Origin of the sequence: Aliiruegeria sabulilitoris, assembly GCF_001558155.1 — a bacterium.
Lineage (GTDB): Bacteria > Pseudomonadota > Alphaproteobacteria > Rhodobacterales > Rhodobacteraceae > Tropicimonas > Tropicimonas sabulilitoris.
In genome coordinates this window covers 1-15290 of record NZ_LOAS01000013.1, presented here as the reverse complement: position 1 = coordinate 15290, position 15290 = coordinate 1, and the positions used below count along the sequence as shown (strand labels likewise).

Genomic DNA, 15290 nt, shown 5'->3' with positions numbered 1-15290 from the left:
GGACCGCCGGGGTTTCCCCTCTGCATCCTCGCCAGCCACGCCTGAAAATAGCAGGCGCAACGCCCACCGATGGATCCACTCTCCCGCCGGTCTGCACCCGACCGCCTTGCCTGCCGAAATGCACCTGCAGGTTCCCGGTCTCGCTCTCGGTCTCAAATGACTTGCGAAGAATTCCATCCGCAGAGGCATGTTACCCGGCTGCCCTTGCGCGTGTTGAGGTCGCGCGGCCGGCCGTCCGACCCGCCGCGCGACGGCTGCTCTTCGGCGCCTCCCATCGCCGGCGACGTCTTGCCCCGGCTCAATCCCAGATGGGAGGAACCAGGGCAATCGCCACGAGGAGCAGCATGATGGATGCCAGGAATCCGTGCATCCAGGTTTTCTCTGGCGTGCTTCCATATCCGGCCAGAAACCGCCCGCACATCCACAGGCTCGCCAATGCGAAGGCTAGGAACATGTAGAAGGCGGAGAACTCGATGAGCATCCGGACTGTCCGGCCGGAATCCGTCATGGCGTCCCAGCCATAGCGAAGGATAGCACCGCCAGCAAAAGCGCTCGCCGTGCCGGCCACCAGCAAGCCATCCCGAATAAGCGCGGCGGCTGACGGGAAAAACCGATCGCTGCGACGCGCCGTTAGCTTGTAACCGGGAAGCCCGGTTTCAAACGCAAGTCCCATTTCCTGTTGTCCTTGGGAACCCAGTTTCCATTCTGAACGAATGGGCTGTTTCAGGGGATGTAGAAGAAGTCCGGCTCGATCATGGCGTCCACCGGCGGTGTCATCGGCCATGCTTCGGAACGGTTGAGAGCATCTCGAAAACGTCGGGCCGCGACGTGCTTTGCCTGTACCAGGTTCCGGAAGCCGGTTGACTGGCTGTAGCCCTCACCCAAGGCGTCGAAGAACTCGACCACATAGGTGCCATTCGTTTTCCTGACCTGGGCAACGCATGGCGCGCGATCCGTTGCGAGCCACCAGCATTTCCCTCCTTCAGAGAAGCTTTCCTTCCATTCCATTTTCGTTACTCCAGACGCGAATTTGCGCCAACACGATACCTCACTATTGCGGTCAATGCGGCAATTTTACAAGATGGATTCTTCGCGTTACATCAGATTTTCCACACAATCCACCAGACATCAATGCATTGAATTTAAATGAAATTATCAAGTCACTTTTGCCGGCGATCCTCTGCCGATCCGTCCTGGGGACACTTGCGACATGCCATGTCGCTTTCGCACTGCGATTCACATGTTTTCCGCGTCAGCCCCCCCCTGCCCCGGATGATCGGGACGGGGTCAAATGATCTCGTCCTCGTCAAAAATCGGGTCGCCTTCAAGATCCGAACGGATCGTTTGCACGGTGTTTTCAGCGACCTCGTTGGAGGGCGTCTGGGCAATATGGAACAGCGCGTCGCCCTCGTTGACGATCGGCATGACCGCACGGCCAACGACGATCCCGTCGGCCGAAGCGATAACCTCCCGCTCACGCTCGCCGAACGGGTCCGAGACGACCGCGAGCACTTCTCCGGCCGAGACGACATCGCCCGTGTCGCGATAAACGCGGAGCAGGCCACCGCCCGGCGCCCGCACCCAGCGGCTGGTTTTCAGCAGCATCGAACGGCCCCGTGCCTTGGGCACGCCGCGCGAAGTGATCATTCCCAGGTCGTGCAGAACGCGCAGGATCCCGGCCACGCCGGCCCGCACCGCAAGCTCGTCGAAGCGCAGTCCCTCGCCGGCCTCGTAGAGCAAAACCCGGACACCGCTGGCCTGCGCCGCCGCGCGCAACGATCCATCGCGCTCGGAGGATTGCAGCACGACCGGAGCGCCGAACACCTTCGCCAGTCGGATGGACTCGCGATCTCCCGCCGCGACCCGAACCTGCGGAAGGTTCGTTCGGTGGATCGCCGCGGAGTGCAGGTCGATGCCGAGATCGCAACGTTCGACAACCTCGTGCATCAGCAGATGCGCCAACCGCGCCGCGAGCGAGCCCCTGGCCGAGCCGGGAAAGCACCGGTTGAGGTCGCGCCGGTCCGGCAGGTAACGGGACTGGTTGAGAAAGCCGAAGGCGTTCACGATCGGAATCGTAATCAGGGTACCCTTCAGGCTGTCCAGCGTCCTGATGGCCAGCAAACGCCGCACGATCTCGGCCCCGATCACCTCGTCGCCATGAATCCCCGCGGTGATAAACACGGTCGGCCCGGACCGGCGGCCATGGATAACATGGGCCGACATCGTCACCGGCGTGTGGTCGGAGAGAACAGAGACCGGAATATCCACGGTCCGGCGGGAGCCCGGCTGTATCGCCGCGCCCCCTATCTCGAAAGCCTTCCGCATCGCGCTCAGCCTACAGCCTTGGCCCGCGTCTTGGACGGGTCCGCGTTTTTCTCGATATGCTCGATGATCATCGTGGCAACATCTTTTTCAGTCGCCTTTTCAATGCCTTCGATGCCGGGCGACGAGTTGACCTCCATCACGACGGGTCCGTGATTGGAACGCAGCATGTCCACGCCGCAAACGCTCAGACCCATGGTCTTGGCGGCACGGATTGCCGTGGACCGCTCTTCCGGCGAAATCTTGGCGACTTGTGCGGAGCCGCCGCGATGCAGGTTGGAACGGAACTCGCCCTCCGCGCCAGAACGCTTCATGGCAGCAACCACACGGCCGCCGATGACAAAGGCGCGGATATCCGTGCCCTTGGCTTCCTTGATGAATTCCTGTGCCATGATGTTGATCTTGGCGCCCCGGAAGGCCTCGATGACTGACCGGGCCGACCGGTCCGAGTCCGCCAGCACAACGCCGACGCCCTGCGTGCCTTCGAGCAGCTTGATAACCAGCGGCGCTCCACCAGCCAGTTGAACCACTTCTTCGGTCTGCTTGGGATCATAGGCAAAGGTCGTGACCGGAAGCCCGATCCCCTCGCGGGCCATGAGTTGCATAGACCGCAGCTTGTCCCGCGAGCGGCCAATGGCGATGCTCTTGTTGAGACAATAGACGCCCATCATCTCGAACTGCCGGACAACGGCCATACCGTAGAAGGTGACAGACGCCCCGATCCGCGGGATCACGGCGTCATATTCCGGCAACAATTCACCATTGTAATAGATCTCGGGGCGTCGCGACGCGATGTTCATGTAGCAGCGCGTGGTGTTGATGACGTCGAACTCGTGTCCGCGCGCTTCGGCGGCTTCTTTCAGGCGACGGTGCGAATACAGATCGGGGTTCCGGGACAGCATGGCAATCTTCATTTCGTCACTCCTTGTGACTTGTGATTCTTTTTAGGTTTTCTGGGCCGTGTAAGCCAGGAATGGCCGCAATCGACGACCAGCCCATGCCCACGAAGTGCAGTTCGACCGATGAGCATCGGATACTTCATCTCTCCCCGATCGGTCAGTGAAATCTCCACGAGAAACACCCGGTGTTCGACCTTGAGGTCTGTCCGGATGAAATATCGGTCTTCGGCAATGCCTCCGCTATTCTTGACCTGACGGTGGTCCGAGACCCGCGCGCGGCAGATCTCGGGTGCAGAATGTCCAAGGTCGGGCGGATGAAACTCCACCCAATCCCGGCCATCCTCGCCGGTGAATCTCCGTATATCGGTCGCATGTAACGCCGTCGTCAGGGCGCCGGTGTCGATCTTCGCGGTGAAGTCGTCTAGCCCGAGTTGCGGAAGCGACACGTATTCGCGCCAGCCGATGATAAGCGGGGGCTGGATACGTGCCTTGCGTCTTTTCTTGGCCCGGTCGCTCTGGATGTTCTTGTTCGTCATGATCAGGCTCTCAGATCAGGTATGGCATCATCAGGGTAGCAAGAGACAGGACCAGGAAGAACCCCGCCATATCGGTGATGGTGGTCAGGAGCGGGCCGCTTGCGACCGCCGGGTCCTGGCCCAGACGTTTCAGCAGCAGCGGCACGACACCGCCAATGGACACGGCAATTACGGTATTGATCGCCAGGGCCAGCCCGATCACCAGCCCGAGCCAGGGGTTGCCCTTCCAGAACCAGGCGACAAGACCGATGAGAATACCAAGCGCGATCCCGTTCACCACGCCCACGGATATCTCCTTGAGCCAGACACGCAACGCGTCCACCGGGCGCACGAGGCCAAGGGACAGCTCGCGCATGGTGACGCCGACGGCCTGGTTGCCGGAGCAGCCCGACATGTCGGAGACCATCGGCAGGAAGACGGCAATGGCGATCACGGCGGCGAGCGTCTCCTCATAGGCCGAGATCACGCTCGCGGCGATGATGTTGAGCACGATATTGGCCGACAGCCACGCCAGGCGCCGCCCCGAACGGATGCGCAGCGGCATGGAGCGCAGCTCGTCGCCGATAACACCCTGCCGGCGCAGGCTCTGGCTCTCGGCCCGCTCGGCCAGCGCCTCGGTGACGGAGGCCCGGGTGACGACGCCGGTCAGGCGCCCCAGCTCGTCCAGAACCGGCACGGCGAGGAAGCTGTGCTCGATGAAGAGGTCTTCCAGCGCATCCAGCGAGGCGTCGGTCGTCACCGTGATTGGCGACACCATGATCTGCGAGAGCTTCGACGCCCGCTTGGACGCCAGCAACGCGCGCAGCGAGATGACGCCGGTCAGCCGCCCTTCCTCGTCTACCACATAGGGGTTCTGAGCGCGGTAACGGTCGAATTCGTCCTCTTCATCGGCAATGCGCCGAATGACCGATCCGACGGTTGCAGTGGCGGCAAAGGCAAAGACCTCGGTCGACATCAGGCCGCCGGCCGTGTCTTCGTCATATTCCACGAGACGACGCACATCGGCGGCGTCCTCGTCATCCATCTCCGCCAGAACGGCATCGGCGGCACTGGTTTTCAACTCGCCGATAACGTCGGCCTGCACATCGGAACCAAGCTCGTCGAGAACTTCAGCCGCGCGCTCGGCATCCATCGAACCGATGAAATCGGCCGCAAGCTCGCTGGGCGCCTCTTCGACCAGTTCGGCCGCGAGATCTGCGGCCATGACCCTGAAAGCGTCGTCGCGCAGATCCTCGCCGAGGTTCAGCAGCAGGCGCAGCGCCTCGCTGGGCGGAAGCGGATCGAGCAACTGGTCAAGGCGTGCCTCATCCTCCGCCTCGATCGCACGACGCAGCTCTCCGGCAAAGTCCATCTGTTCGGCCAGATCTTCCATGTCGTCCCTTTCATCCGCAAAAAGGTGAGTAATATTTGTCCGTAGACAATTTTTCTTTGCCCAGTTAGAAGAAGCCATGACACATGACAAGCATTATCTCCGCGCTGCAGAAATTCTTGCCGAGCTTTATGGCAAGGAATTCGGAGGCAAGAAGAACGGACGCTACCGCGTTTCCGAGAAGCTGATGCGCATGTTGCTGAGGCGGCGCCGACTTTACGATTCCGATATCGGCGCGCTCACCCGCGCGCTGATCGAACGCGGCTTTGTGCTCATCGATATGGACAGTTTCTACGTGGTGATGAGCGCGAACTCCTTCGTCAACTACCGGCGCGTGGGCGACGCCAATATCCAGCAGGCACTGGGCCGCGACACAGACTGAAGGAGTCCGTTCCAGAGGTCGAAAAAGCGAACGCCTCGCCATATTGGGGATGAGGCGAGGCGTTCAAAGAGCTACGGGCAGAGCTCACGGTTCACGACAAATCTTTGCCAAAACCTGACTCCAACCTACAGCAACGGCAGAATCGGGCAATTCGCAAGATTACCTATACCCGAGCTGTTTCGGCCGGTCCGGACGACACCGAAAGAGATCGCGCATGACACCGAAGCGGGACATCCCCCTGCGGGCTTCCCGGTCCCGAAGCCTTTCAGGAACATGTCGGTAAGGCAGAGCTCGATGAACTGACCCGCCGCAAGCTCGGCATTCTCGGGAGTCTGATCTGGCTGGTCCGATTTGATTGTTAATGCATGACCCAGCTTGGCACGTTGATGCCGTCGAGGGACGGTACTTCATCAAAGTCCCCTGAAGGACCGCGCCAACGACACCACAACTATAGTCAACAACGCGGGGCAACGGATCGGCGACATGAGCTTCGTGTTACGGGAATGGAATGATCCCACCTACATGCCGAACGAAGTGGCCGACCAAGTGTTCGATTGCGACTAAGGTCGGCATCCCAAGGATCGTCGACGCAAACCCCGTTGAGCGACATGAACTCGCGCTAACCGATCATCATCCCAATCGAAGCGAGCTTTTTCGAAATCAACTCTCAGGCACCTCTGACGCTCCAAGAGGAACTGCTACCTGACACGAAGTCACTCTCGGTGCGAAACATGTGCGAGACCAAACAAAGGGCCCGGCATCATTTTTTCATGCAAGTGATTGTTTTCATGGTGCTGCCGGAGAGATTCGAACTCTCGACCTCTCCCTTACCAAGGGAGTGCTCTACCCCTGAGCTACGGCAGCGCCGGGGTGAGGGCGGGATATACATTCTGAGCAGGGGAGTGCAAGCGGATTTTTGCACCATGTCGCGGAAATCCCCGGGAAGCCGTCGACGCAGGCTGGACCTGATCTTCCCGGTCGCGTAATCGCGGCGCATGAATGAGAAAGACAAGGCTTCCGGAGAAAGCGGCAGGGATGCGCGGCTCAAGCAGGCATTGAAGGCCAACCTTCAACGCCGCAAGGCGCAGGCGCGCGCGCGGTCCAAGGGAGCGGACAGTGAAAGCAACATAGAAGAGGCCGGCGGACAGCCGGACAAAGGGGCAGAGCAGGATGGATAGGATTGTCGTCAAGGGAGGCGGCCCGTTGGCCGGGCGTATCGAGATTTCGGGGGCCAAGAATGCCTGTCTTGCCCTGATGCCCGCCACGCTTCTGAGCGAGGAGCCGCTGACTCTGACCAATGCGCCGCGGCTGTCGGATATCCGCACAATGTCGGTGCTGCTGGAGTCGCTCGGCGCGGAGATCTCGACCATGCAGGACGGCAAGGTCCTTGCCATGTCGAGCCACGCAGCGGACAATCACGTTGCCGACTATGATATCGTGCGCAAGATGCGCGCCTCCAACCTGGTGCTCGGGCCCCTGCTGGCGCGGCACGGTCACGCGGTGGTCTCGCTGCCCGGTGGCTGCGCCATCGGCGCCCGGCCGATGGACCTGCATATCTCCGCCCTCGAAGCGATGGGCGCCCAGATCGACCTGCGCGACGGCTACCTGCATGCCGAGGCCAAGGGCGGGCTGAAGGGCGCTGATATCACGCTGCGTTTTGCGTCCGTTGGCGCGACCGAAAATACCGTGATGGCCGCGACGCTGGCCAAGGGCACGACGATCCTGCGCAACGCGGCGCGGGAGCCGGAGATCGTCGATCTCGTCGAATGCCTGCGCAAGATGGGTGCCCAGATCGAGGGCGAAGGCACGGCGACGATCACCATCGAGGGTGTCGACCGCCTGCATGGAGCGACTCACCCCGTCGTGGCCGACCGGATTGAAACCGGCACCTACATGCTGGCGCCCGCGATTGCCGGCGGCGAGGTCGAGTTGGTCGGTGGCCGCATGGACCTGCTCGGCGCCTTCTGCGAGAAGCTCGACGCCTGCGGGATCGAGCTGAGTGAAACCGGGACTGGCCTTATTGCGAAGCGCCGCAATGGACGGGTGGATGCGGTGAATGTCGTCACCGAGGTCTTTCCCGGCTTTCCGACCGACCTGCAGGCACAGATGATGGCAGTCATGTGCACCGCAAACGGGGTTAGTGTCTTGGAAGAGCGCATCTTCGAGAACCGTTTCATGCACGCGCCGGAATTGATTCGAATGGGGGCGCATATCGACGTGCAGGGCGGCATTGCCACCGTAACCGGGGTGGAGAAGCTGCGCGGCGCGCCCGTCATGGCGACGGATCTTCGCGCCTCCGTCTCACTGATCCTCGCGGCCCTTGCCGCCGAAGGCGAAACCGTGGTCAATCGTGTCTATCACCTTGACCGTGGCTACGAGCGGGTCGAGGAAAAACTGGGCGCCGTCGGGGCGCGGATCGAACGGGTGAGTGAGTGATGACGGACGCAACATTCGAGGAGGGTGCGGAACGCCCGGTCAATGTTTCGGCGGTGGATGCGGAGGATCTGAAAATCCTGTCGGCCATGGCGCAGGATGCGATCTTCCCGATCACCGAGATGCGTTGGGAAAGCAAACAACGGCGCTTTGCGCTCCTGCTGAACCGTTTTCGCTGGGAGGACCGCGAGGCCGCGGAGAAGCGTGGGCGCCCCTACGAGCGCGTGCAAAGCCTGCTGATCGTCGATGATGTGCTCAAGGTGTCCAGCCAGGGCATCGACCGGGCCGATACAGAGACTGTCCTGTCGCTGCTGTCGCTCGAATTCTATGCAGGCCCGGACGGCACAGGGCGGCTCGAGCTGACGCTGGCCGGTGACGGGGCGATCGCGCTCGACGTGGAGTGCCTCAATGTTTCGCTGCGCGACGTCTCAAGGCCCTATATCGCTCCATCCGGGCATGTGCCCGATCACGGCGACTGAGCGCCGCGCACACCCACGCTTGAGACAGTTACGTCGGAACGGTATCAGAAGCTCCGACAAGGAGATCCCATGCCCCAGTTTCTCAACAGCGCCGATCCGGATTTCGAAGCGCGCTTCGCCGAATTCCTGACCACCAAGCGCGAAGACGCGCCGGACGTGGACGAGACCGTGGCCGCAATCATTGCCGATGTCCGCAAGCGGGGCAACGCGGCGGTGATCGAGTTGACCGAACGCTTCGACCGCCTGCCTCTGACGCCACAGACGCTGGCCTTCTCGGCCGACGAGATCGAGGAGTATTGCGCCCAGGTGCCTGACGCCGAACGCGTGGCACTGGAACTCGCCGCCGCGCGCATCCGCGCCTATCACGAAAGGCAGCTTCCCGAGGATGCCAGCTGGCAAGACGCAACGGGCGCCACGCTCGGCTGGCGCTGGACGCCGGTTTCGGCCGCGGGGCTCTACGTGCCAGGCGGGCTGGCCTCCTACCCTTCCTCGGTGCTGATGAACGCGATCCCGGCCAAGGTCGCCGGCGTCGAGCGGCTGGTCATTGCCGTGCCCACGCCGGACGGCATCGTGAAGCCGCTGGTACTGCTCGCGGCCCGGATCGCGGGCGTCGACACCGTATATCGCATCGGCGGCGCGCAAGCCATTGCCGCGCTGGCCTATGGCACCGAAACCGTCGCCCCGGTGGACAAGATCACCGGGCCGGGCAATGCCTTTGTCGCCGCCGCGAAGCGACGTGTCTTCGGAAAGGTCGGCATCGACATGATCGCGGGTCCGTCGGAAATCCTCGTCATCGCCGATGCCCAGAACGATCCCGACTGGATCGCGGTGGACCTGCTGAGTCAGGCCGAGCATGACGAGAGCGCGCAGTCGATCCTAATCACCCCGGACGAAACCTTTGGCCGTGCCGTGGCCGAAGCGGTAGAGAAGCGGCTGGAAACGCTGGAGCGGCGGGCCATTGCCGGTCCGTCCTGGCGCGACTACGGCGCCGTCATCACCGTGAAGGATCTCGACGAGGCCGCCGCGCTGTCGGACCGGGTGGCGCCGGAACACCTGGAGCTTTGCGTGGCCGATCCCGAGGCGCTCTCCGCGAATATCAAGCATGCCGGCGCTATCTTCCTCGGTGCCTGGACGCCCGAGGCCATCGGCGACTATGTCGGCGGCCCGAACCACGTCCTGCCCACGGCTCGCTCGGCGCGTTTCTCCTCCGGCCTCTCCGTGCTCGATTTCATGAAACGTACGACGCTTGCCCGGATGAGCCCCGGCGCCCTTGCCGCCATAGGCCCCGCCGCCGAAACCCTTGCCATTTCCGAGAGCCTCGAAGCGCATGGGCTGTCCGTGCGCGCGCGGCTCGACCGGCTCAACGAGGACGGTTGATGAACCCCAATCGCATCTGCCAGATCGAGATCGACGACAGAAACCTCGCCCCGCCGACGCCCGAGATCGAGCAGGAGCGAAAGGTCGCGATTTTCGACCTTCTGGAGGATAACAGCTTCGCCCTGCCCGCCCGGCATGACGACGAGCCGGTTCCCGATGGCCCCTATCGACTGACGCTGGCGATCCGCAACCGCCGGCTGGTCTTTGAGATCACGACGGAGACAAAGAAAGAGGTGGGAGAATTCCATCTCTCGCTCGGCCCTTTCCGGCAGGTGGTGAAGGACTACTTCCAGATCTGCGAGAGCTATTTTTCGGCCGTGAAGACAATGCCGCCGAGCCAGATCGAGGCGATCGACATGGCCCGGCGCGGCATCCACAACGAAGGCGCCCGCGTGCTGCAGGAGCGGCTCGAAGGCAAGGCGGATATCGATATCGACACCGCGCGGCGCCTCTTCACCCTCATTTGCGTGCTGCATTTCGGGGGCTGAGACATGGGCAATCTTCCGGCATCGGTTCTTTTCACCTGCGATCACAACGCGGTGCGTTCCCCGATGGCGGAAGGGATTGCCAAGCTCTACTACGGTCATTCCTTTTATATCCAGTCCGCTGGCGTGAAGAACGATCTGGAAATCGACGGCTTCTGCATCGCGGTCTGCGACGAGATAGGCGTGGAGTTGGGCCGCCACCGCGCGCGGTCCTTCGACGAAATGCAGGATTGGGGCGATGACCTCGGCGGTTTCGACCTGATCGTCTCGCTCTCGCCGGCCAGCCAGCGCAAGGCGCTGGAACTGACACGTTACTACCATCTGGACGTCGAATACTGGCCGATCATGGACCCGACCGGCCTCGGCGAGACGCGTGAGCAGAAGCTCGACCGCTACCGGCAGGCGCGCGATCAGATCGTCGACCGGCTGGTGAACCGTTTTGGTCCGCCGGTCTCGCAGGATCACCGCTGAGCTTCAGGCACCGCTCGACGATCCACAGACGCGTCATCGCTCGCGCCATCCCGGTGAAAAGATTTCCCTGTGGGGCGACACGGGGCTGTGTTAGGTGCCGAGTGATCTCATGAAGAATCGAATTCGTTTGACCAGTTTTTCTGGCACACCAGGAGCTTTCCAATGTCGCATCTCAGCCCCGAGGGGCAAGCCGTCGTAAACGATGTATCCGCCCGTCATGGCTTCAGCCCGGACGCCGTCACCCATGTGCTGATCGCGCTGGATCAGGGCGGCGGCAGCCAGGCCCAGTTCAACCATTTCGAGCTGGGCGGCATGGGCCAGTGGTCCATGGGCGGAATGACGATGATCGGGGACATGTTCAACAACGGCCTGAAGGCCCGCGTGGACGGGCTGTGCTCGGAGCTATCAAACGCGCTGATGGGAACGGCCCTGTTCAAGCCCCCCGCGCCCCAGCCGATGTCCTTTCAGGGCCAATCCCAGGGCGGCGGCGGCATGCAGATGCAGAGCTCCGGCGGGATGGGTCAATCGAGCCTGTTCATACCCGGTTCGGGCTCGAGCAACTGGTGGCCGCAGGAACTGGGCCAGCCCGGCTCGACGGGTGCGCAGAATGACCTTCGCTACGCCTATTTCCCGATGATATCCCGGCTGGCGATCCAGCAGAACGGGCAGGCAACCGTTTATGACACCGGTCCGCACCAGATCGGTGGCTTTGGTCAGCAACAGAGCGGCGACCAGTCGCTGACATTCACGAGCCAGTTTGGCCTGGTGCGGGTGGCCGACCTGCCAATCGTGCAGTTTGGCAATGCGCAGGAGCCGGAACCTGCACCGATGCAAGCGGATCTCCCCGCCAGCTCCCAGGAGCCGGCCCAGCCAGTCGCGAACGCACCGACGATCGATAGCAATGCGATCTTCGACAGCCTGGAAAAGCTGGGGCAACTCCGCGACAGGGGAATCCTGACCGATGCCGAATTCGATCAGAAAAAGGCGGAGCTGCTGTCGCGCCTGTAGCGCCCGCGAGAGATAAACTGCAACTGTGCAGCTCTTCGGGGCTCAATCCCCTCCCCGTCGCAAAAGGCTGCGGGAGGGGCGAAGGGGCCCTATTGCCCCGGTTGGCGAGGGCAAACGGAACAAGGCAGCGATTCGTTGGCAGGGGATTGAGCACGATGTTTCGTGCAGGATTCGTGGGGTCATGCCCAACCGGCGGCGCCGAACTGTCGAAACATCCCCGAAGCTTGTGTCAGAAGGGCCGAAGAGCGCAGCTTTTCCACAAACGCCCTTGATTTGCCCCCCTTTAGGGCGCATGTAACGGCCACCCTGAATAAGGGTGCTGAACGAAACCACTTTAGGAGTGACCATGGCCAAGGAAGAACTGCTCGAATTTCCCGGTGTCGTGAAGGAACTCCTGCCGAATGCGACATTCAGGGTCGAGCTGGAAAACGGCCATGAAATCATCGCTCACACGGCAGGCAAGATGCGCAAGAACCGCATCCGTGTTCTGGCTGGCGACCGGGTCCAGGTTGAAATGACCCCCTACGACCTCACCAAGGGTCGTATCAACTACCGCTTCAAGTAAGGCGCAGCGTATGCGCCTCGTGCTAGGCTCTGGCAGCCCGCGTCGTCGCGAGCTGCTGGCCCAGATCGGCGTTGTGGCCGACGACACCCGTCCCCCCGACATTGACGAGGATCCGCTCAAGGGCGAGCTTGCACGGCCCTATTGCCAGCGCATGGCACGTGAGAAGGCGCTGGCAGTGCCGGCGGAGGCCGACGAGATCGTGCTGTCTGCCGACACGACCGTTGCGCTCGGCCGCCGCATTCTTGGCAAGCCGCGCGACGCGGGCGAAGCCGCCGAATTCCTGCATGCGCTGTCCGGACGTCGCCACCGGGTGATCACCGCTGTTGCGGTGCGCCTGGGCGACAAGCTCTGGGAGCGCGACAGCGTGAGCGCGGTCAAGATGAAGATGCTGAGCGATCTGGAAGTGAACGCCTATCTCGCCTCCGACGACTGGCGGGGCAAGGCGGGCGGCTATTCCATCCAAGGGCCCGCGGGTGCCTTCATTCCGTGGATCAGCGGTTCCTATACCGCGATCGTCGGCCTGCCGCTTTCTGAAACCGCCGGCCTGCTGATGGCAGCCGGCTACCCGCTCTATCGGAGCCGCTCATGAAGGGAACAAGCGTTTTCCTCGACCATATCGCCGGACGGCCCGCCGCGGCATTGATGGTCGACGGCCGGTTGGAAGATTTCCTGGTAGATCCCCCCGAGGGTGGCCCGAACCCTCTCGGCACGATTTTCCGCGCCGTGGTCGACCGCCCGATAAAGGGACAGGGCGGCGTCTTCGTGCGCCTCCCCGGCGGCGAAACCGGCTTCCTGCGCCATGCCAAGGGGCTGGCCACCGGCCAGGCCGTGCTCGTGCAGACCACCGGTTTTGCAGAGCCGGGCAAGGCCGGACCGATGACGCTGAAGCTGCTTTTCAAATCAAGATACGCCATCGTTACGCCCGACGCGCCGGGCCACAATATTTCCCGGCAGATCAAGGACGAAGAACGCCGCGCAGCCCTAAAGTTCCTGGCCGAAGACGTGATGGAGGGCAGCGCTTACGGCTTGATTCTGCGTTCCGGAACGGCGTCGGCCGAGGACGATGAAATTGCCGAGGACATCGCGGAAATGCGGGCTCTGGCCGAAGAGATCCTGGCCAATACCGAAGGCACGCCCGAACGCCTTCTGGACGGCGCCGGGGCGCATGCGGTGGCCTGGCGGGAATGGGGAGATCCCGACGAGGTAGAGACCTCTCGAGGCTGCTTCGACAGCCGGGGCATTCTCGATGCGCTCGCCACAACTGTTGGACCTCAAATCCCGCTGCCCAGTGGCGGATCGATCCTGATCGAGCCAACGCGAGCGCTCATTGCAGTCGACGTGAACTCGGGGACGGATTTCTCGCTAGCTGCAGCGTTGAAGGCCAATATCGAGGCCGCCCGCGCCCTGCCCCGCTGCCTGCGCCTGCGCGGCCTGGGTGGGCAGATCACCATCGATTTTGCGCCTCTGTCAAAGAAGGATCGCCGCCAGATGGAGCAGGTTCTGCGCAACGCGTTTCGAAGCGATCCGATCGAGACCGCACTTGCCGGCTGGACGCCACTGGGCAATTTCGAAGCGCAACGCAAACGCGAACGCTTGCCGCTCGACGCCGCTATACTGAAAGCTTTGCAATGAGTTGCCCGATCTGCGGCAAGCAAGCCGAGGAACGTTATCGTCCCTTCTGCTCCAAGCGCTGTGCCGATATCGACCTGGGCCGCTGGCTGAAAGGTGGCTACGCAATCCCGACCGAAGAACCCGCAGAAACAGCCGCTGTGGAACTGTCCGAAACAAAGCCGAAGTATCACTGATTTTTTGCCCGGACCCTCTGGACTTACCCCAACCCTCCGTCTAGAAGGCTCGAACCCAACGCAATGGCGTTCCCGTGCCCGGGTAGCTCAGGGGTAGAGCAGTGGATTGAAAATCCTCGTGTCGGTGGTTCGATTCCGCCCCCGGGCACCACTTTCAAAAACAGCTTCAGATGATTTAGACACGCGATGCGGCCGTCATACGATGCGGGCGCTGGTCCCGTGCGACGCTATGAAATTGCAGCGTAAGTTCGACGGGAATAACCCATATTCAGCCGCCACCCCCGTGCAACGAAGCGTAGGACCGTTATCAGCCTTTCTCGGTCACTCGTGCCACGCTCAGCGTGGGCCGCTCGCGATGCAAAAAGGGCGGACAGCCGCCATTCGCTGAGGATGTGTGTTCTTCGTGGCACGAAACATGAAAGCGGACATAAGGTTTTTTCGAAGCTTGGCGTCGGCCTGTGAGACCGCCGGGTGAGTTTCATCCCGAAGCTCTCGGCTAATGTACTGCGGCCGTAAGACGAGACTGCATTTCGAGTGTAGAGCGGAGCTATTCCGGCTTCTTTTCGCGAAGAGCATCGGCGACAAACTCTGCCGGCGATTGGGTGAAGGCGCGGTAGAGTTTGAAGTGCTGGGTCTCTTCTAGTGTCGTTTCGGCAATTTCGTGCCGCGTGATTTCGAGCAAGCGGGCGTTTGGCAAGGCCATGAGGATCGGTGAATGGGTGGCGAGGATGACCTGTGAGATCGCCCTCTCCTGAATGCGGTCGAGAATGGCCAGCAGCTCCAGCTGTCGCTTCGGCGAGAGTGCACTTTCTGGTTCGTCCATGAAATAGATGCCCTGCCGCGACATGCGTTCCTCGAAGAACCTCACGAAGCCCTCGCCATGGCTCCATGACAGAAAGTCCGGGGGCGCATTGCCACTGTCCTGCGCGGCGATATCGAGGTAGCGGGCCACGGAGAAAAAGGTTTCCGCCTTGAAGAACCAGCCATTTGTCACCTTGGGGAGCCAGCTCGCCCGGAGTGCGTCGGCCAGCCCGGCACCGCTCCGGTCTATCGCGCGGGCGTGATCGACGGGGCGATAGCCCTTGCCGCCCCCGGCCTCGTCATAGCCACTTGACCTGCCCCCCGGAAAGTCCCTCACCGTAATGTAGAGTCTGCCCAA

At 62.1% G+C, this 15290-nt stretch carries 18 protein-coding genes and 2 tRNA genes; 12 read left to right on the top strand and 8 right to left on the bottom strand.

Annotation, left to right across the window (positions count from 1 at the left end; genetic code table 11):
• Positions 1-298: 298 nt before the first annotated feature.
• The 6 genes from AX756_RS13465 to mgtE all read right to left on the bottom strand — a co-directional run bounded on the left by AX756_RS13465 (position 299) and on the right by mgtE (position 5129).
• The gene (locus AX756_RS13465; RefSeq protein ID WP_068312249.1) at positions 299-673 is read right to left on the bottom strand and encodes a hypothetical protein; all 375 of its coding nucleotides are present in this window, start codon (positions 671-673) and stop codon (positions 299-301) included.
• Between the two features lie 50 nt (positions 674-723).
• Positions 724-1008, bottom strand: coding sequence for a hypothetical protein (locus AX756_RS13460; protein WP_068312246.1), 285 nt, complete (start codon positions 1006-1008; stop codon positions 724-726).
• A gap of 279 nt (positions 1009-1287) precedes the next feature.
• On the bottom strand, positions 1288-2325 hold the full coding sequence (locus AX756_RS13455; RefSeq protein WP_068312243.1) for a succinylglutamate desuccinylase/aspartoacylase family protein: 1038 nt from the start codon (positions 2323-2325) through the stop codon (positions 1288-1290).
• Between the two features lie 5 nt (positions 2326-2330).
• Positions 2331-3236: a 30S ribosomal protein S6--L-glutamate ligase gene (rimK, locus tag AX756_RS13450; protein WP_068312240.1), complete on the bottom strand. Its 906-nt coding sequence runs from the start codon at positions 3234-3236 to the stop codon at positions 2331-2333.
• On the bottom strand, positions 3233-3757 hold the full coding sequence (locus tag AX756_RS13445; protein ID WP_068312237.1) for an ATP-dependent zinc protease family protein: 525 nt from the start codon (positions 3755-3757) through the stop codon (positions 3233-3235). The genes rimK and AX756_RS13445 overlap by 4 nt, the downstream gene beginning before the upstream one ends.
• A gap of 10 nt (positions 3758-3767) precedes the next feature.
• Positions 3768-5129 carry a magnesium transporter gene (gene mgtE, locus AX756_RS13440; protein ID WP_068312234.1) on the bottom strand — a complete coding sequence of 454 codons (1362 nt, stop codon included), beginning with the start codon at positions 5127-5129 and terminating at the stop codon, positions 3768-3770.
• A gap of 76 nt (positions 5130-5205) precedes the next feature.
• Here mgtE and AX756_RS13435 point away from each other — a divergent pair, with 76 nt between their 5' ends.
• Entirely contained in the window at positions 5206-5508 is a 303-nt protein-coding gene (locus tag AX756_RS13435) for a hypothetical protein (protein WP_068312231.1), read from the top strand.
• Positions 5509-6297: 789 nt separating this feature from the next.
• On the opposite strand, the gene AX756_RS13430 is transcribed toward AX756_RS13435, so the two are convergent.
• Positions 6298-6372 (bottom strand) — tRNA-Thr (locus AX756_RS13430).
• A 306-nt stretch (positions 6373-6678) separates the two neighbouring features.
• Between AX756_RS13430 and murA the strand changes: the two genes are divergently transcribed.
• The 11 genes from murA to AX756_RS13370 all read left to right on the top strand — a co-directional run bounded on the left by murA (position 6679) and on the right by AX756_RS13370 (position 14282).
• Entirely contained in the window at positions 6679-7944 is a 1266-nt protein-coding gene (gene murA / locus AX756_RS13420; protein ID WP_068312225.1) for a UDP-N-acetylglucosamine 1-carboxyvinyltransferase, read from the top strand.
• The gene (locus tag AX756_RS13415; RefSeq protein ID WP_068312223.1) at positions 7944-8420 is read left to right on the top strand and encodes a DUF2948 family protein; all 477 of its coding nucleotides are present in this window, start codon (positions 7944-7946) and stop codon (positions 8418-8420) included. The genes murA and AX756_RS13415 overlap by 1 nt, the downstream gene beginning before the upstream one ends.
• 69 nt (positions 8421-8489) lie before the next feature.
• On the top strand, positions 8490-9797 hold the full coding sequence (gene hisD / locus AX756_RS13410) for a histidinol dehydrogenase (RefSeq protein ID WP_068312220.1): 1308 nt from the start codon (positions 8490-8492) through the stop codon (positions 9795-9797).
• Positions 9797-10285 carry a UPF0262 family protein gene (locus AX756_RS13405; protein WP_068312218.1) on the top strand — a complete coding sequence of 163 codons (489 nt, stop codon included), beginning with the start codon at positions 9797-9799 and terminating at the stop codon, positions 10283-10285. The genes hisD and AX756_RS13405 overlap by 1 nt, the downstream gene beginning before the upstream one ends.
• A 3-nt stretch (positions 10286-10288) precedes the next feature.
• Positions 10289-10753, top strand: a complete 465-nt coding sequence (locus AX756_RS13400) for an arsenate-mycothiol transferase ArsC (protein ID WP_068312215.1) — start codon at positions 10289-10291, stop codon at positions 10751-10753.
• A 162-nt stretch (positions 10754-10915) separates the two neighbouring features.
• Positions 10916-11761, top strand: coding sequence for an SHOCT domain-containing protein (locus AX756_RS13395; protein WP_068312212.1), 846 nt, complete (start codon positions 10916-10918; stop codon positions 11759-11761).
• A 346-nt stretch (positions 11762-12107) separates the two neighbouring features.
• Positions 12108-12326: a translation initiation factor IF-1 gene (gene infA / locus AX756_RS13390; protein WP_021097168.1), complete on the top strand. Its 219-nt coding sequence runs from the start codon at positions 12108-12110 to the stop codon at positions 12324-12326.
• 10 nt (positions 12327-12336) lie between these two features.
• Positions 12337-12915: a Maf family protein gene (locus AX756_RS13385; RefSeq protein WP_068312209.1), complete on the top strand. Its 579-nt coding sequence runs from the start codon at positions 12337-12339 to the stop codon at positions 12913-12915.
• Entirely contained in the window at positions 12912-13958 is a 1047-nt protein-coding gene (locus tag AX756_RS13380) for a ribonuclease E/G (protein WP_068312206.1), read from the top strand. The genes AX756_RS13385 and AX756_RS13380 overlap by 4 nt, the downstream gene beginning before the upstream one ends.
• Positions 13955-14131 carry a DNA gyrase inhibitor YacG gene (locus tag AX756_RS13375; protein ID WP_068312203.1) on the top strand — a complete coding sequence of 59 codons (177 nt, stop codon included), beginning with the start codon at positions 13955-13957 and terminating at the stop codon, positions 14129-14131. Before AX756_RS13380 ends, AX756_RS13375 begins: the two co-directional genes overlap by 4 nt.
• Before the next feature lie 76 nt (positions 14132-14207).
• Positions 14208-14282, top strand: a tRNA-Phe gene (locus AX756_RS13370).
• A gap of 396 nt (positions 14283-14678) precedes the next feature.
• Here AX756_RS13370 and AX756_RS13365 read toward each other — a convergent pair.
• On the bottom strand, positions 14679-15290 hold a 612-nt coding region (locus AX756_RS13365; RefSeq protein ID WP_068312200.1), incomplete at its 5' end, for an AAA family ATPase.

Bases quoted from the DNA above. Each gene is read 5' to 3' on its own strand.
- hisD (WP_068312220.1), top strand. From the start codon at position 8,490: ATGCCCCAGTTTCTCAACAGCGCCGATCCGGATTTCGAAGCGCGCTTC.
- AX756_RS13415 (WP_068312223.1), top strand. From the start codon at position 7,944: ATGACGGACGCAACATTCGAGGAGGGTGCGGAACGCCCGGTCAATGTT.
- murA (WP_068312225.1), top strand. From the start codon at position 6,679: ATGGATAGGATTGTCGTCAAGGGAGGCGGCCCGTTGGCCGGGCGTATC.
- rimK (WP_068312240.1), bottom strand. From the start codon at position 3,236: ATGAAGATTGCCATGCTGTCCCGGAACCCCGATCTGTATTCGCACCGT.
- infA (WP_021097168.1), top strand. From the start codon at position 12,108: ATGGCCAAGGAAGAACTGCTCGAATTTCCCGGTGTCGTGAAGGAACTC.
- AX756_RS13455 (WP_068312243.1), bottom strand. From the start codon at position 2,325: ATGCGGAAGGCTTTCGAGATAGGGGGCGCGGCGATACAGCCGGGCTCC.
- mgtE (WP_068312234.1), bottom strand. From the start codon at position 5,129: ATGGAAGATCTGGCCGAACAGATGGACTTTGCCGGAGAGCTGCGTCGT.
- AX756_RS13400 (WP_068312215.1), top strand. From the start codon at position 10,289: ATGGGCAATCTTCCGGCATCGGTTCTTTTCACCTGCGATCACAACGCG.
- AX756_RS13385 (WP_068312209.1), top strand. From the start codon at position 12,337: ATGCGCCTCGTGCTAGGCTCTGGCAGCCCGCGTCGTCGCGAGCTGCTG.
- AX756_RS13435 (WP_068312231.1), top strand. From the start codon at position 5,206: ATGACACATGACAAGCATTATCTCCGCGCTGCAGAAATTCTTGCCGAG.
- AX756_RS13465 (WP_068312249.1), bottom strand. From the start codon at position 673: ATGGGACTTGCGTTTGAAACCGGGCTTCCCGGTTACAAGCTAACGGCG.
- AX756_RS13395 (WP_068312212.1), top strand. From the start codon at position 10,916: ATGTCGCATCTCAGCCCCGAGGGGCAAGCCGTCGTAAACGATGTATCC.
- AX756_RS13375 (WP_068312203.1), top strand. From the start codon at position 13,955: ATGAGTTGCCCGATCTGCGGCAAGCAAGCCGAGGAACGTTATCGTCCC.
- AX756_RS13405 (WP_068312218.1), top strand. From the start codon at position 9,797: ATGAACCCCAATCGCATCTGCCAGATCGAGATCGACGACAGAAACCTC.
- AX756_RS13445 (WP_068312237.1), bottom strand. From the start codon at position 3,757: ATGACGAACAAGAACATCCAGAGCGACCGGGCCAAGAAAAGACGCAAG.
- AX756_RS13460 (WP_068312246.1), bottom strand. From the start codon at position 1,008: ATGGAATGGAAGGAAAGCTTCTCTGAAGGAGGGAAATGCTGGTGGCTC.
- AX756_RS13380 (WP_068312206.1), top strand. From the start codon at position 12,912: ATGAAGGGAACAAGCGTTTTCCTCGACCATATCGCCGGACGGCCCGCC.